Below are 16665 nucleotides of genomic sequence, written 5' to 3'. Positions count from 1 at the left end.
GACAACTAGTCGTACTGGTACAGGTTTCGCGCCTGCATGATGTTGATCAAGGAATCCGCGTAGGCCGGGTCGGTCGCGTACCCGGCGGCCTGCAGGGCGCGGGCGAAACCGTCCGGGTCGTTGGTGCGGGTGAAGGCGGGTGCGTAGCGGGAGTTGGCGCGCAGGAAGGCGCCGTAGTCCCGTGCGGAGTCGGCCATCGAGGCATAGCTGCGGAAGCTCTCGGTGGCGGGCACCTGCTTGCCGTTCACCCATTCGGTGGTCGGCCGGTCCGCACAGTCGAAGCTGACCGGGGAGCGTACCTGCCGGAAACACTTGATCCCGTAGTAGTTGTTGCCGGGCGCCGAGTGCCCATAGCCCGTCTCCTGCGCCGACTGCGCCATGCTGACCGCCGCCGGTACACCGAACTCGGCCTGGGTGGCGCGGGCCTGCGGCGCCAGCGCCTCGAAGAACTGGTCGGCCTCGCTGACCGCCGGGCCGGTCCGCGGACCGGTCATCAGGGTCTCCCAGGTCGCCTGGTCGACGGTCCCGCTGACCGTCAGTCCGCGCGCGTCCTGCAGTGCGCGGACCGCCTGCTCGGTGGCCTGGTCGAAGTCGCCCTGCACCGGTACCGGCTGACCCTGCAGCCCGAGCAGCGTCTGCGCGGCCTTCACCCGGAACCGCCGCTGGTACGGCGCGTCGGTGCCGACCGGTTCGCGGCCCAGTGCGCTCAGCGTGTCGGCGTGGGCGATGCCGTCGACGCGCAACCCGTTGCCCTGCTGGTACGCCCGCAGCGCGGCCGTGGTCTGGGTGGCGAAGTTGCCGGTGACGCTGACGTCGTTGCCGGCATCGACGAGCAGGTACTGCAGCGCGGTCACCCGCAGCCCGGTGTCCCCGGCGCGCAGGCTGGTCTGCTGGTCGGTCCGCCAGTTCAGCGCGAGCACGACCCCGGTGATCAGCAGGGTCAGCGCCACCAGCAGCGCGATCAGACATCCCCAGCGCGGGCGACGACGGGGGGAGGTCTGGGGCACGAGCACCGAGCCTACCTGCGGCGTACCAGCCGGAAAGCCCCGCGACGGGCCGTCGGCCCCCTAGACTCACCTCGCGTGGACATCCTCGACTATGCGGCGGTCACCCATCGCGGGATGGTGAAGCCGGTCAACGAGGACAGCATTCTCGCCGCCGGCCCCGTCTTCGTGGTCGCCGACGGCATCTCCGGTTCCAACCGCGGCGACATCGCCAGCGGCATGGTCGTGCAGGAGTTCGCCGGGCTGGTGGACCGGCACGGGGTCGCACCGGAGCTGGTCGCCGAGACCCTGACCCGGGCGCACGAGGCGGTGCTGGCGGCCCAGCGCCGCGACCACCACGACTCGGCCACCACCGCCTGCGGCGCGATCGGCATGCGGATGGGCGAGGTGGCGTACTGGATCATCTTCAACATCGGCGACTCCCGCGTCTATCGGATCACCGGCACCGGTCGCCATCTGGCCCAGGTGAGCGTCGACCACTCGCACGTGCAGGAGCTGATCGAGGCCGGGGTGATCACCGCCGAGGAGGCCGAGCGGCATCCGGATCGGCACGTGATCACCCGTGCGATCGGTGCGGCGGACCAGTTCCGGCCGGACTACTGGCTGGTGCCGATGGTGAACGGGGACCGGCTGCTGCTCTGCTCCGACGGGCTGCTCCGCGACGCCCCGCTGGCCGAGGTCGCGGCGATCGCCTGCGCCGAGAACGAGGCCGAGGATGCGGTACGTCGGCTGCTGGAGCTGGCGTTGGGTGCGGGGGCCCGTGACAATGTGTCGATTATCGTTGTCGACGTGCACTCACAGCCGAATGGCACACCGGAATCGGGACGGGAGTTTGGATGAGCGAGCAGATCGGCCTCTGGCGGGCGACCTACACTCCCGGACGGTGGGTGGTGCTCGGCGGACCCACCTCGCTGGTGATCATGCAACCCGCCCCCGCCCGGGCGTCCGCCATGGTCAACAGTTTCTGGGATGTGGTGGTCGCCGCCGACTCGATCGACGATCTGGTGGAGAAGTTCGCCGCCTTCAGGGTCGACCAGATGCCGAGCTTCGGCGCCTTCTTCTGGGCCGAGGGGCAATTGCGCTCGCTGGTCCGCGGCAAGATCAAGGTCGTCGACCTGGCCTCCGGTGACGTCGTCGCCAACGGTGCCGGGGTACGCACCTGGTCCGAGGCCGGTCTGGGCGATGTCCGCCAGGTGCAGATCGCGATGGAGGAGGTCGACCAGGACGAGCTGCTGCAGCTCCCGCTGGTGGTCGGTGCGGTGACCGCCTCGGTGATCCAGCTCGACGCCACCGAGGACGCGAAGGTCAGCAGCCCGCAGGTGGCCGTCCCGGCGCCGGCGGTCAGTGGAACCGCCGCCGCGCGGACCGGGGACGGGTCGGATGCCCAGGAGGGCGGCCCGAAGACCGAGTTGATGAGCACCGACGAGGTCGGCGATGGCGCGGACCGGTCCCCGGAGCAGCTGGTCGCCAGCCTGTTCTCCGGCAGCCGGGAACCGTCGGCCGACCGCACCCTGGACATGGAGCCGGACTCGGCACCGGCCGCGTCCGCCGCCGAGCCGGCCGGTTCGAGCGCGGTCGGATCGGGTGCCGGCCGGGGCCAGCAGCAGGAGGAGAAACCGGCGATCAACGCCGTACCGGGATTCGGCCGCGACACCGCGGGTGCCGCCGGTGCGGGTGGTGGCCTGGCGGCCGGTGCGGCCGCTGCCGGTCTGGGGGCCGCGGCCGGGGCGGCCGGAGCCGGATTCGCCGGGCAGCAACCGCCCCCGGCGCCGCCGACGCCGAACGTTCCGCAGCCGCCGGCCCCGGCACCCTACGGGCAGGGGTTCGGTACGCCGCAGGGCGGCCAGGGACCGCAGGGTCACCAGGGCCAGCCCGGCCAGCAGGGGCACAATCAGCCCGGCCAGCAGGGTCCCGGTGGCCAGCAGCCCGGGTACCCGCCGGGTTATCCGCAGCCCGGTCAGCAGCAGGGTCCGGGGCAGCCGGCGTACGGCGTCCCGCAGGGGCAGAACCAGCAGAACCAGCCCTACCCGCCGGGGTTCGCGCCCCAGCAACAGCCGGGCGGCCAGCAACAGGGTGGTCAGCAGCCCTATCCGCAGGGTTTCGTGGGTCAGCAGCAGTACGCCGGGCAGCCCGGTCCGCAGGGGCCGGGCCAGGGACGGCCGGGCCCGCAGGGACCGGGGCAGCAGCCCCAGCAGCCCCCGCAGCAGTCCGATCCCTATGGTGGCGGTGACGGCGCCGACGGGGAGTCGCTGGTGCTGGCGGTGAACTGCACCCAGGGTCACCCGAACCCGCCCGAGGCGCAGCGCTGCCGCCGCTGCGGCAACCCCGTCCAGGGGCCGCAGCATCTGGTGCAGCGGCCGGTGATGGCGTTGCTCAAGCCGAGCCACGGCCAGCCGGTGGAGGTCGACCGGACCGTGCTGATCGGCCGTTCCCCGCAGGCCAATCGGGTCGCCCGGGAGCGCCTGCCGCGGCTGCTCACGGTGCCCAGCCCCAGCCATGACATCTCCCGGACCCACGTCCAGGTCAGCCCCGAGGGCTGGGATCTGCTGGCGACCGATCTGCACTCCACCAACGGCACCGCGCTGATCCGCCCCGGCCACCCGGAACCGGAACGACTCACCCCCGGCGAACCGGTACCGGTCTATCCCGGTTGCGTCCTCGACCTCGGTGACGGTGTGACGATCCTGGTCGATCACGCCCCCTGATCGGGTCCCCCACGGCCGAGCTCGGCGCCGATGATCGCGCCGCCGACGGTGAACATCGCGCCGCCGAGCACGAGCAGCGCCGCGGTCTGCCACACCGGCAGGCCCGGTACGGCGGTGACCAGCAGCGCGCCGAAGAGCCAACCGGTGGCCGACCGCCCGACAATGGCCGCCCACAGCAGCTGGCGCCGGATCTCCGGTTCGCCGGTGATCCGCCACAATCCGCACGCCGCAGCGGCGGCGCTCAGCGCGGCGACCGGGATCAGCAGCCAGGCGGAGCGGTAGGCCGCGAACAGCCCGGCCAGCATCACCAGCAGACCGACGCCCAGCAGCGCCGCCGAGATCAGCAGCGTCGCGCGCAGCCCGTGCCGCAGCACGAAGGTGCGTTTGCCGACGGCCCGGTCACCGCGGACATCGCGCAGATCCTTGAGCATCAACCGGCCGGCGAACATCGCATACAGCCCGGTGATCGTCACCAGTGCCGCACCCGTCGGTCGCGGGAAGCCGGCCAGCGCCCAGGCATAGGTCGCCGGCACCAGCACATAACCCACCGGCAGCACCGCCTGGGCGATTCCGCCGCGCCCGGTCAGCCGCACCGGGCGTACCGAATAGCCGTAGTTGAGCGCCAACATCGGCGGCAGCGCCAGCAGCAGCCACGGTGAGACCAGCGCGGTCAGCGCCGTCAGCCCGGCGGCCAGCACGATCGTCACCGCGATCAGCTGCCGCCGGGTCGCGGTGCCGTTCACCAGTGGCCGCTGGTCGGCCTGCGGATGGTCGGCGAAGTTGATCCGGTCGGTGTCCAGGTCGGTCAGGTCGTTCACCGCGACCGCGTGGGCGTACCAGCAGAGCAGCGCCAGGATCGCGGCGGCCGTCGGCAGCACCGCGACCGCGGACGGCGCGAACAGGCTGAGCAGGAACCCGCCTTGGGCGAGGATCAGCACCGCGGTGCTCGGCCGGATCAGTTGGCGGAGCAGGTCGGCGGCGGTGCGTACGCCCGACAGGGCCGCGGTCAGTGCGGATTCGCGGCGGGCGCCGGTCACCGGGGTCAGTAGCATTTCGAGCCTCCCGGTTGGGCGCAGGCGATCGAGCTCGCCGCGGAGCTGAAGGCGAGCGCGAAGACGGCGGCGCCGAAGAACAGCGAGAGCGCGGCACCGGCGATACCGAACAGCAGGACCGCCGATCGCCCCCAGCCGGAGCCCAGTTCGGCGGCGGGGCCCTGATGGCCGGCGGTGCGGAGCACTCGTTGCCCCGCCCGCAGGCCGAACAGCCCGCCCACGATCAGCGTGGTCACCAGCAGCGCGGTGATGATCGACAATCCGTAGAGCAGGACGAACACGAACGGCAGATCGCCGATGCCGCGGCGGAACGCCTCGGTGACGGTCAGCACCCCGTGGTCCTGGCGGGCCGCGAGCAGGCTGGCCAGCAGGGGCAGCGCGATCAGTGCGACGATCAGGATGGCGGCGGTGCTCAGCCCCGCCCGCACCTGTGCCCGCCGGCGACGGTGCTGCATCTCCTCCAGCAGCTGGACGCCCGGCCCGTCCCGGACGAGCACCTGCCGGGCACTTTCCCAGGCCGCGCGGGTGCTGCGGGCCAGCAGCAGATAGCCGACGAGCAGCACCACCGACGGCAGGACCTGGGTGATCAGCAGCAACTCCATCGGTGCCCTTTCGATCGCGGCCGGAAACGCGAAGCGGCCCCCACCCTACGAAAGGTGGGGGCCGCTGGGCGCTTGATCAGCGGTTGCTGCTCAGTTGCCGGTCTTGGCCAGGCCGCCGGTGGTGTCCTTGGTCGGCGGGGCGGTCGGCTTCTTGGTGGTCGACGGCGCCTTGGTCGGCGACTTGGTCGCGGTCTTGGTCGCGGTCGGCGACTTGGTCGGGGTCGCGGTGCCCGAGGACTGCGGCTTCAGGTACAGGGCCGCGGACTCGTAGACGCCGGAGGTGTCGTCGTAGGCCAGCTCCACGTTGAAGTTCGGGTTGTCGCTCCAGCCCGAGGGCAGCGGCACGGAGAAGGCGAACTTGCCGTTGGCGTCGGTGGTGCCGGCGCCGAGCATCTTGCCGCGCTTGCCCGTGCTGTAGTCGTAGATCGCAATGGTGCGGTTCGCCAGCGGCGCGCCGGCCTCGGTGTAGAGGGTGCCGCGCGAATCCAGGGTGGTGCTGGAGTCGTAGAGACGCTGGTAGGTCGGGACGGTGCCGTCCTTGCCGGCCTCATCGCGGAACTCGGTGGCGATGAGCTGCTTGGGACACAGGTAGGGGAGATTCTCAACTGGTTCTCAGCAGACAGTCGGGATTTGTTCCGATTCCCCGCCAGTTGTGACCAGACTCACACCGCTTCGACGGTTGGCTCCGCTGCCACCTCCGCCCCGTAGCATGCCGTCGGGTGCGCTGCGCCCGGCCGATACCGGTCCGAGTCGGGCGAGGGGAGTGAGCATGCGGGTACGCCCGGGGCTCCGCCGACTCCCGGCCCTGATCGTCGGCCTGCTCGGCCTGGTCCTGGTGGCCGCCGCGGTGATCGTGCCCAGCTCGCCCGCCGCCGAGGTCCGCCTCAATGACGGCTCGGTGCTGGTCACCAACTCCGCCCGCGCGCTGATCGGCCGGTTGAATCACGAGATCGACCGCTTCGCCACCTCGGTGTCGATGGTGAACCGCGACTTCGACGTGCTCCAGGACGGCCGCAGCGCGCTCAGCCGGGACCGGGACGCCAACCAGCTGCAGGCCATCGACGCCGCCCAGTCCCGTCTCGGTACGCCGATGATCGTGCCCGCCAACGCCACCGTCGCCCTCGGCAACGAGACCGTTGCGATCGTCAACCCCACCAACGGCCGGATGTGGGCCCGGCCGCTGTCGGGCATCTTCGCCGTCGACACCATCAAGTCCCGCTCCGATGTCGACCTCGGCCCCGGCGGTACCGCCACGGTCACCACGGCCGGACAGGCCATCGGCCTCTCCCTGGAACGCGGCGAACTGGTCCGGCCCGGACTCGATGAGAAGCCGGTCGAGGTGCCGTTCCCGCTGTCGGTCACCGACGGCGTCCAGCTCTCCGCGGTCGGCGACCGCGCCGTCGTGCTCAACCAGGCCACCCGGCAGCTCTGGATCGAGGGCAGCAACCCGGTCCAGATCACCGACGCCGACTCCGCCCTGCTCGCCCCGCCGGTCGCCGACGACGAACGCGTCCGGATCACCGAGACCGGGCTGATCCCGCGACAGCGCACCCTCGACGCGGTGTACGCCACCCGGTCCGGTCTGCAGGGTGTCAGCGGCGGTTCGGTGCTCCAGCTCGTCCCCGGTTCGGCCGGTGCCCCGATCCGGCCGATCGTCGCCGGCGGCTGTGCCTACGGTGGGTTTGTCGCCGGTCCGGTGCAGATCGCGCAGGCCTGTGGCACCGGTGAACCCGGCGTACGCCCGCTGCCGGACTTCGCCGGTGATCCCGACAGCCTGGTGCTGCGCCGCAACCGCGACATCGCCGTTCTCAACGACACCAGCAACGGCTCGGTCTGGCTGCTGGACAAGAACCTGAAGAAGGTCTCCGAGTGGGACCAGGTGGTGCCGCCGAAGCCGACCGAGGGCAAGGACAACACCACCGAGCAGAGCCAGCAGGTGCCACCGCAGCGCAGTGACGCGAACCGGCCACCGACCGCCCGCGACGACCAGCTCTCCGCCCGCGCCGGCCGGGCCACGGTGCTGCCGGTGCTGGACAACGATTCCGATCCCGACGGCGACATCCTCACCGTGCTCGGCCCACCGGAGATCCCGGTCGGCCAGCTCGCCCTGGTCCGCGGTGGCACCACCCTGCAGGTCACCCTGCCCGCCGACGCCCCCCGCCAGGTGTCCTTCGACTACACGATTTCCGACGGCCGCGGCGGCCGGGCCACCGCCCGGGTCACCCTGGAGGTGCTGCCCGCCGATCAGGCCGCCTCGAACCGGCCACCGGTGCTGCGGCCGGGCCGCGACGAAGCGATCGACGTGCCGCTCGGCGGCCGCGAGGAGCGCCGCGTCCTGCTGGACTGGACCGACCCGGACGGCGACGACCTGATCCTGGTCAAGGCCACCGCGCCCGGTGATGACGAGGTGACCTTCTCCCCCGACGGCACCCTCACCTACACCGACGTCGGCACCCGGCCCGGCCGCAAGGAGATCGAACTCGAGATCTCCGACGGGATGGCGACCACCCGCGGCGTACTCGTGGTGAACGCCCGCAAGCCCGCCGACGTCGCCCCGGTCGCCAACGGTGACTACGTCTCCGCCAGCGCCGGTGAGGACGTGGTGATCCGCCCCATGCTCAACGACACGGGTGCCAACCTCACCCTGTCGGCGGTGGACCAGGTCCGCGGTGCTCGGATCAGCCCCGACTTCCGCGCCGGCAGCTTCACCTTCAACGCCCCCGCCCCCGGCACCTACTACGTCGGCTACACGATCTCCAACGGCCCGCGCGCCACCGGCCTGGTCCGCGTCGACGTCGCCGAACCCGCGGTCCGGAACCGGCCACCGATCGCCGCCCGCGATGTCGCCCTGCTGCCCGCCGGCGGCACCGTCGAGGTCGACCCGCTCGCCAACGACGAGGACCCCGACGGCGACGTGCTCGCGCTGCAGTCGGTCAGCACCAGCCCGGAGCTGACCGTGCGGATGCAGCAGCGCCGCGGCCTGACGATCAGCGCCGAGAACACCCCGGAGCGCCCGGTCACCCTCACCTACACCGTCTCCGACGGCCAGTCCCAGATCACCGGCACGCTGGTCGTGGTGCCCGCCCCGGCGGTCACCGACACCCGCCCGATCGCCACCGGTGACGAGGCCACCGTCCGCGCCGGGGACCAGGTCAGCGTCCCGGTGCTCGCCAACGACACATCCCCGGTCGGCTCGAAGCTCACCCTCGATCGCGAGCTGCCCGAACAACCCAGCCCGGCCGTCGCCTGGACCGATGGGGAGAACGTCCGCTTCATCGCCCCGCAGGTGCCCGGTGAATACCGTGCGGTCTATCGGATCCGCGACGAGCAGGGTCAGGAGGCCTCCGCCCAGGTCCGGTTCGTGGTGGTCGCCGACGATGTCGAGAACACCCCGCCGGAGCCGCGGCCGGTGGAGGGCCGGGTGCTCGCCGGTTCCACCGGCCGGATCCTGATTCCCTTGCAGGGCATCGATCCGCAGGGCGATGCGGTACGCCTCATCGGCATCGATTCCGGGCCGAAGCTGGGCCGGGTGGTCACCGTGGGCGAACGCTGGCTGGAATACGAGGCGTACCCGGACTCGCGCGGCACCGACTCCTTCAGCTACGCCGTCACCGACGCCCGCGGGGCCCGCGCGGTCGGTGAGATCCGCGTCGGAGTGGTCCCCCGCGGGGCCGCCAACACCGCCCCGGTCACCGGGGAGGACCAGGTGACCGCCAAGCCCGGCCGCCGGGTCCGGGTGCCGGTGCTCGGCAACGACTCCGATCCCGACGGGGACCGGTTCGGGTTCGCCGAGCAGGCCTTGCAGTTCCCGCGCGAGATGGACGCCGCGCTGAGCGGAGACCTGATCGAGCTCAGCGTGCCGGCCACCCCTGGTACCAGCCAGGGCCAGTACGCGGTCGTCGACACCCGCGGCGCCGACGCCACCGGCACCGTGGTCGTCACCTCCGACCCGAACGCCCCGGCCGCCCCGCCGACCGCCCGCGACGACATCGTCTCCGCCGCCGCGGTCGCCCGGGAGACCGAGATCGCCGTCCCGGTGCTCGCCAACGACATCGACCCCGACGGCGACCTGAAACTCGCCCAGCTCTCCCTGCCGGACGCCGACCAGGCACCTGCCGAGCTGCGCCCGCGGGTGGTCGGCGACCGGATCCAGGTCACGGTCGGGCCGACGATGCAGCAGATCCGCTACGGCGTCACCGACTCCGACGGGCTCACCGCCTACGGCGTGATCACCGTCCCCGGCCGCGCCGACTCGGTCCCGGCCCGGCTCCCCGGTGTGCCCGACCCGGTCGTCGTCGCCGGTGAGAGCCTGGATCTGCCGTTGGAGAAATATGTGATCGGCACCGGCGGCAAGGACGTCACGCTGACCTCCGAGGACCGGATCTGGGCCACCCGCGGCGAATTGCAGCCGCTGGATCTGCGCAAGCTGCGGTTCACCGCGCTGGCCACCCAACCCGGCCCCACCGCGGTCGCTTTCGAGGTGACCGACGGCCGCAACTCCTCCGATCCCGAGGGTCGGCGTACCGTGATCCAGATCCCGATCACCGTGCTGCCGAAGGCCCCGGACAAGCCGCAGGCCGAGCAGCAGAAGCAGGAGCTGAACCAGCCGCCGATCGCCCAGCCGGTGACGCTCACCGTCGGTGCCGGCGAGGAGCCGAAGACCATCGACCTGCGCCGCTCGGTCACCGACCCCGAGGGTGAGGAGGTGGTGCTGTCGAAGTTCACCGGTGAGGTGCCCGACGGCATCCAGGTCAGCGGGGACAGCACCAACACCAAGGTCACCGCCCGCGCCGAACTGACCACCGCCCCCGGGACCACCGCCCGGCTGCGTGCCGAGGCGAAGGACACCAACGGAAACACCACCCCGGTGGAGATCACCGTCGCCGTGGTGTCCTCGGCCCGGCCGCGCGCCAAGGCCCTCGACGATGTGGTGCCGAACGCCAATCAGGGCCAGCAGGTGACGGTGCCGGTGCTCGCCAACGACGCCAATCCGTTCGCCGACCGCGGCCCGCTGGTGCTCACCGCGGCCACCGTGGAATCCGGCAGCGGCCAGGCGCAGATGCTCGATGACAAGGTGCAGATCACCCCGGCCGCGGACTTCGTCGGCACCATGGTGGTCCGCTACCAGGTCGAGGACGCCACCAAGGACCCGAGCCGCCGCGTCGAGGGCCGGGTCCGGTTGACCGTCCGCGGCAAACCGAACAAGCCCGGCGTACCCCGAGCCGGCGAGGTCGGCGACCAGCGCGCGGTGCTGACCTGGAGCGCACCGGCCGACAACGGCGCCAAGATCTCCGGCTACCGGCTGACCGCGACCGCCGCCGACGGCCAGCAGCGCGCCACCGACTGCCGGGCCACCACCTGCACGGTCACCGGGCTGACCAACAACGTCGCCTACACCTTCACCGTGACCGCCCGCAACGAGGTCGGCGACTCGGTGGCCTCCGGCGCCTCGGCGGTGGTACGCCCGGATGTGCGGCCCGATCCGCCGGGCCAGCCGACCACCCGCTTCGGCAACAGGTCGGCCACCCTGAGCTGGGCGGCGGCGAACACCCGCGGGTCGGCGGTGAACCGTTACGTCGTGCAGGTCACCGGACCCAGCGGGTTGCAGACCCGGCAGGTCAGCGGCTCGACCACCCAACTGGTCTGGGACGGGCTGACCAACGGTGCCAGCTACCGCTTCCGGGTGCAGGCGTTCAACTCCGCACCGAACGGCTCGGAGTTCTCGCCCTGGTCGGAGGCGGTGAAGCCGGCCGCGCCGCCGTCGGCGCCGCGCAATGTCACCGCCAGCGACTCCGGTGGGGTGCTCGGCCAGCAGGTCACGATCAGTTGGCAGGCCCCGGCCACCAGCAACGGCGACGAGGTGTCCAACTATGCGGTCTATGCCAACGGGCAGAAGATCGGCGACGCCGGCCGGGCCACCCGCAAGCAGTTCACGCTGACCAACGGGCAGGCGTACAGCTTCACCGTCGTCGCCACCAACAAGGCCGGCGACTCCCCGCCCAGCAACGCCACCGAACCGTTCACCCCCTACGGCGCGCCCGGGCAGGCGGCGAAACCGCAGCTCACCGCCGGCGACGGGGTGGTCCGCGCCGCGCCGTTCAGCGCCCAGGCCAACGGCGGCAACATCACCCGCTGGAAGGTCAAGGTCAACAACGATCCCGAGGGCCAGATCTCGGCCGCCGAGGGCACCCGGGGCTGGTCGTTCAAGGCGGTCAACGGCCGCAATTACCAGCTGTTCGTCGCGGCCTGTTCGGGGGAGAAGTGCGGCCAGTGGAGCGAGGTGTCCAACCGGGTCAATCCGGCCGGCCCGCCCGGCCAGGTACCGGTCGGGGCGCAGGGTTACCAGGGCCGGGTCGGGCTGTCCTGGGACTCCACCAAGGCGAATGCCAACGGCCGGCCGATCACCCAGACCGAGATCCGGATCGACAACGGCCCTTGGCAGAAGGTGGACGCCGCCGGCAGTCGCAGCATCGCGTCCCGGCCGGGTGAGGTGCACCGGATCGAGGCCCGGGCCAGCAACGAGGTCGGCACGGGCCCGGTGAGCTCCGGCCAGGCCGCCGCGCGCTGAGCTGGAGAGGAGTCGGGATGCCGCCCGGCCCTCGCGTACCCCAGAATGGACCCCGCCCGACCCCGACCCAGTGAAAACAGAGGTGGCACCCCGATGGAGATGACGGTCGAACAGGCGCGCTGGTACGCCGAGACCTTCGCCTCGCTCGTCGCCAATGTGGAGCGGGTGATCGTCGGCAAGACCGACACGGTGCGGCTGTCGGTGACCTGCCTGCTCGCCCAGGGCCATCTGCTGCTCGAGGACGCCCCGGGGACCGGCAAGACCACCCTGGCCCGCGGGCTGGCACAGACCGTGCAGGGCGGGCACAACCGGATCCAGTTCACCCCCGACCTGCTGCCCTCCGACGTCACCGGGGTGACGATCTATGACCAGAAGACGCAGAAGTTCGAGTTCCACAAGGGGCCGGTGTTCACCTCGATCCTGCTCGCCGACGAGATCAACCGGGCCTCGCCGAAGACCCAGTCGGCGCTGCTGGAGGTGATGGAGGAGTCCCGGGTCACCGTCGACGGCACCACCCATCAGGTGCCGGATCCGTTCATGGTGATCGCCACCCAGAACCCGATCGAGCAGGCCGGCACCTATCGGCTGCCGGAGGCGCAGCTGGACCGGTTCCTGATGAAGACCACCCTCGGTCCGCCGGATCGTCAGCACACCGTGCAGATCCTGGCCACCGGCGGTACCCGGCCGCGGTCCACCCCGCTGCAGCCGGTGATCGCCGCCCACGCGGTGGTCGAGATGCAGACCCTCGGCCAGCAGGTCTATGTCGACGGGTCGGTGCTCGACTATGTGGCCCGGTTGCTGGAGTCCTCCCGCGAGCTTCCCGAGGTACGCCTCGGCGCGTCCGTCCGCGGCGGGCTGGCGCTGATCCGCGCCGCCCGGATCCGGGCCGCCTCCCAGGGCCGGCACTTCGTGGTACCCGACGACGTGAAGGCGCTCGCCGTGCCGTGCCTGGCGCATCGGGTGATCCTCGACCCGGAGGCCGAGTTCAACGGCGCCAGCGGTGAGGGTGTGCTGCAGCAGGTGCTCGCCCAGGTGCCGCCGCCGACGGAGCGCAAGCAGGCCTGAGATGTGGGGCCGACTGACCAGGCTGGGCCGCCGAACCGGGTTGACGGCGGCCGGTGGCTGGTTGCTGCTCGCGGTGCTGCTGCTCGGTCTGTCCGGGTGGCTGCTGGGCTGGCTGGAGTTCCGGCTCGCCGCGGTCGCCGGGGCGGTGCTGCTGCTGGTCGCGGTGCTGTTCAGCCTGGGCCGGCAGGCGTACGCCATCCGGCTCGATCTGGCCGGCAATCGGGTGGTCGTCGGCGAACCGGCGCAGGGCCGGCTGCTGGTCGGCAACACCAGTTCCGGGCGGATCCTGCCCAGCCGGATCGACCTGCCCGTCGGCCCGCGGACCGCCTCCCTGGGCGTACCGTCACTGGCTGGCCGCGCCACCCACACCGAGGTGTTCACCCTGCCCACCGAACGCCGCGCCCGGTTGGTCGTCGGCCCGGCCCGCAGCGTGCGCGCCGACCCGTTCTCGCTGTTCGCGCGGACCGTGACCTGGACGGGCACGGAGGAACTCTTCGTGCACCCGCGCACGGTCCGGTTGGCCGGTCGGCGCGGTGGCTTCGTCCGCGACCTGGAGGGGCACAGCACCGACGAACTCTCCACCTCCGATGTCTCCTTCCATGCCCTGCGGGACTACGTGTCCGGCGATGACCGGCGGCACGTGCACTGGCGTTCCAGCGCCCGCGCCCAGAAGCTGCTGGTCCGCCAGTTCACCGAGACCCGACGCTCCGTGGTCGCGGTGGGGCTGGATCTGGCGGTCGGTTCCTGGGGTGCTGCGGACGAGGTCGACGGGGTCGACGAGTTCGAGGACGGGGTGTCGGTGATCGCCTCGCTCGGCCTGGAGGCGCTCGCCGAGGAGAACCCGCTGGTCGCCGTCGCCGGTGAGGACGAACTCGCTGCTGCCACCCGGACCAGCCTGCTCGACGCCCTCAGCGGCGTGGCGCCCACGTCGGCTGAGCGAGTCCCCACCACGTCGGCTGAGCGAGCGAGGAACGAGCGAGTCGAAGCCACGCGGGGAGCCGGCGTCGCGGACCTCGCCCGTCGGGTTCTGCGCGCCGCCCCGGGTGCCTCGGTGGTCTGGCTGGTCACCGGCTCCGCGGTCGATCCGACCGATCTGCGCCGCGCGGCCGCTGTCTTCGGCCCCGATGTCCGCGTACTCGGCGTCCGCCTGGCGCCGCTCGAGCCGCTGCTGGTGCGGACCGCCGGCCGGGTCACCACGATCAACCTGCCCGGCCTCGAGCAGCTCGGCGCCGCGCTGCGACGGGCGGTGGCGCAGTGAGCCGATTGGGCTGGCGCCCGGGGAACCGCCTGCTGGGGTTGCGTCCGTTGCTCGTCGACGTCGGCGCGATGCTGCTGCTCGCGGTCTTCGCGACGCTGACCTTCACCCCGACCTATGGCCCCGCCGCCTGGCGGGCGGCGCTCGGCGGGGCGCTGCTCGGGATCGCCGTCGGGTTGTTCGCACTGCGCGTCCGGCTGCCCGGCTGGGCCACCGCGCTGGCCGCCCTGCTGGCGTACCTGGTCTTCGGCGGCGCGCTCGCCATGCCCAGCACCGCGACACTGCGGGTGCTGCCCAACCCGGAGGTGCTCGCCGCGCTGTTGCGCGGGCTGGTGCAGGCCTGGAAATCCACCCTGACCGTCGACCCGCCGATCGGGGAGACCGGGGCGCTGCTGACCGTCCCACTGGTCGCCACGCTGGCCGCCGGCGTGCTCTCGGTACGCCTGGCCCGCGGCCGGGTCGAAGGGCTGGCCTGGCTGCCCTGGGTGATCGCCGCGATCATCGGCATCCTGTTCGGCCTGCGGACCGCCGTCACACCGGCCCCGATCGCGCTCGGCCTGCTGCTGGTCACGCTGGTCTGGACCGCGCTGCAGCGCGCCCGGGCCCGCCGCGGTGTGCTCCGGCAGGCCGATGAGGTGACCCGGCCCGATCTGGTCGGCCGGTTGCTGCCGTTGGGCGCCGGGGCGCTGGTGCTGGCGCTCGCCGGCGGGTCCGCGCTGCTCGCGCTGCCGGCGCTGCAGCCGCTGGGGCCGCGGTTGGTGCTGCGGGATCTGGTGCAGCCGCCGCTGGATGTGCACGCCTGGCCGAGCCCGCTGCAGGGCTTCCGCGCCAACGCGGTGGACCGCGCCGAACAGACCGTGCTGACCGTCGACGGGCTGCCCGCCGGGGCCCGGATCCGGGTCGCCACCCTCGATGTCTGGGACGGCGTCACCTACAACGTCTCCGACGACCCCGCCGCCACCGACGGCGGCACCTTCCGCCGGATCGGGGACCGGGTGGGCGATCCGGCGGCCGGGCAGGCGGCCGAGGTGCGGGTGACCGCCGAGGCGTACCAGGACGTCTGGGTGCCGACCGTCGGCGACACCACCGCCGTCGCCTTCACCGGGGCCGGCGACCGCGGCGCCGCGCTGAAGGAGAACTTCTTCCTGAATCGCGCCACCGGCACCGCGCTGACCACCCGCGGCCTGCGGCCCGGTGACCAGGTCACCCTGCAGGCGGTGCTGCCCCAGACCCCGACCCCGGATCGGATCGGCGCCGCCTCCGCCGCCGAGGCCTCGCTGCCGACCGGGGCACCGCTGCCCGACCAGCTCACCGACCGGCTCGGCCTGTGGACCGCGGGCGCCGGCTCGGACGCGCAGGCGGTGAACCAGATCGTCAGCCGGCTGCGGCAGGGTTACTACAGCAACGGCACCGACTATCCGTCGCTGCCGGGCCATTCGGCGTACCGGATCGAGCGGCTGTTCGCCGATGAGGTGATGGTCGGCGATGAGGAGCAGTACGCCGTGGCGATGGCGTTGCTGGTGCGCGAGGCCGGGATGCCGGCGCGGGTGGTGTATGGGTTCGCGCCCGACCCGTCGGCTGGCGGGCAGGGTCCGGTCGCGGTGAAGGGGTCGGACGTGTCGGCCTGGGTCGAGGTGAAGTACGAGGGGATCGGCTGGGTGGGCTACCAACCGTCGCCGCCGAAGAACCGCAAGCCACCGGCCCGCAACAACCCCGATCCGGGTGAACTGCGGCCGCAGGTGGAGAACCCGCCCCCGCCGCCGGAACGGCCGGAGAAGCTGCCGCCGGACGAGACCGACCCGGTCCCGCCGAAGGACCAGGAACAGCCGCGGCGGCCGTTCGACCTGGCCGCCAACCTGCCCTGGCTCCTCGGCGCCGGAATCCCGCTGCTGGTGCTCGTGCTGCCCGCCGCCGCGATCGTCGGTGCGAAACTGCGCCGCCGCCGCAACCGCCGGTTGGCGCGCAGTCCGGTGTCGCGGGTCTCCGGCGGCTGGGCCGAGGTGCTCGACCGCTCCCGCGACCTCGGCGTACCGGTGCACGCCTCGCTGACCCGACGCGAGGCCGCCGACGTGCTCGACGACCGCTTCGCCCGCGCCAGCGACGGCCGCGGCGCCCCCGGCCAGCTCGCCTGGCGCGCCGACGCCTCGGTCTTCGGCACCGGTACGCCGACGGTGCGGCAGGCGGAGGAATACTGGATCGGCGTCCGTGACGTGGTACGCGGGATGGCCCGCTCCCGCCCCTGGCCCCGCCGCCTGCTCGCCGCCCTCTCCCTGCGCTCCCTCCGCCGAAACGCTCCCTGAGCGAGCGAGGTACGAGCGAGACGAAGGGACACGGTCCTCGAGCAGGGCGCCCCGCGCCGAACCCCCCGGTCCTCGAGTAGGGCGCCCCGCGCCCGTGTCGAGAGGACCCCCATT

10 protein-coding genes are annotated in these 16665 nt (G+C 72.4%); 6 read left to right on the top strand and 4 right to left on the bottom strand.

The window, feature by feature from the left end; genetic code table 11:
* Positions 1-5 precede the first annotated feature (5 nt).
* Positions 6-1007 (bottom strand): glucosaminidase domain-containing protein, encoded by a 1002-nt coding sequence (locus BI335_RS10000; RefSeq protein ID WP_172421822.1) that lies wholly within the window; start codon positions 1005-1007, stop codon positions 6-8.
* Between the two features lie 75 nt (positions 1008-1082).
* Here BI335_RS10000 and BI335_RS09995 point away from each other — a divergent pair, with 75 nt between their 5' ends.
* Complete coding sequence (locus tag BI335_RS09995; protein WP_094430677.1) at positions 1083-1844, top strand: PP2C family protein-serine/threonine phosphatase; 762 nt, start codon at positions 1083-1085, stop codon at positions 1842-1844.
* Entirely contained in the window at positions 1841-3709 is a 1869-nt protein-coding gene (locus BI335_RS09990; protein ID WP_094430675.1) for an FHA domain-containing protein, read from the top strand. Before BI335_RS09995 ends, BI335_RS09990 begins: the two co-directional genes overlap by 4 nt.
* Here the strand turns inward: BI335_RS09990 and BI335_RS09985 are convergent.
* The 3 genes from BI335_RS09985 to BI335_RS09975 form a co-directional block, all read right to left on the bottom strand.
* Positions 3697-4761, bottom strand: a complete 1065-nt coding sequence (locus tag BI335_RS09985) for a UbiA family prenyltransferase (RefSeq protein WP_094430673.1) — start codon at positions 4759-4761, stop codon at positions 3697-3699. The two genes, BI335_RS09990 and BI335_RS09985, sit on opposite strands and share 13 nt — an antisense overlap.
* Positions 4752-5363, bottom strand: a complete 612-nt coding sequence (locus BI335_RS09980; RefSeq protein ID WP_094430671.1) for a hypothetical protein — start codon at positions 5361-5363, stop codon at positions 4752-4754. Before BI335_RS09980 ends, BI335_RS09985 begins: the two co-directional genes overlap by 10 nt.
* 90 nt (positions 5364-5453) lie before the next feature.
* Positions 5454-5756 carry a hypothetical protein gene (locus BI335_RS09975; protein WP_094430669.1) on the bottom strand — a complete coding sequence of 101 codons (303 nt, stop codon included), beginning with the start codon at positions 5754-5756 and terminating at the stop codon, positions 5454-5456.
* A 376-nt stretch (positions 5757-6132) separates the two neighbouring features.
* Here BI335_RS09975 and BI335_RS09970 point away from each other — a divergent pair, with 376 nt between their 5' ends.
* From BI335_RS09970 to BI335_RS09955, 4 genes are all read left to right on the top strand, one after another.
* Positions 6133-11931 carry a fibronectin type III domain-containing protein gene (locus BI335_RS09970; RefSeq protein WP_094430667.1) on the top strand — a complete coding sequence of 1933 codons (5799 nt, stop codon included), beginning with the start codon at positions 6133-6135 and terminating at the stop codon, positions 11929-11931.
* Between the two features lie 93 nt (positions 11932-12024).
* Positions 12025-12996: an AAA family ATPase gene (locus BI335_RS09965; RefSeq protein ID WP_094356647.1), complete on the top strand. Its 972-nt coding sequence runs from the start codon at positions 12025-12027 to the stop codon at positions 12994-12996.
* 1 nt (position 12997) lies between these two features.
* Positions 12998-14254, top strand: coding sequence for a DUF58 domain-containing protein (locus BI335_RS09960; protein WP_094430666.1), 1257 nt, complete (start codon positions 12998-13000; stop codon positions 14252-14254).
* Positions 14251-16551, top strand: coding sequence for a transglutaminase-like domain-containing protein (locus BI335_RS09955; RefSeq protein WP_094430664.1), 2301 nt, complete (start codon positions 14251-14253; stop codon positions 16549-16551). The genes BI335_RS09960 and BI335_RS09955 overlap by 4 nt, the downstream gene beginning before the upstream one ends.
* Positions 16552-16665: the final 114 nt, after the last annotated feature.

Source organism: Enemella evansiae, from assembly GCF_002250705.1.
Taxonomy (GTDB): Bacteria; Actinomycetota; Actinomycetes; order Propionibacteriales; family Propionibacteriaceae; genus Enemella; species Enemella evansiae.
The sequence above is the reverse complement of the archived record's forward strand: the minus strand, read 5'-3'. Positions and strand labels throughout refer to the sequence as shown.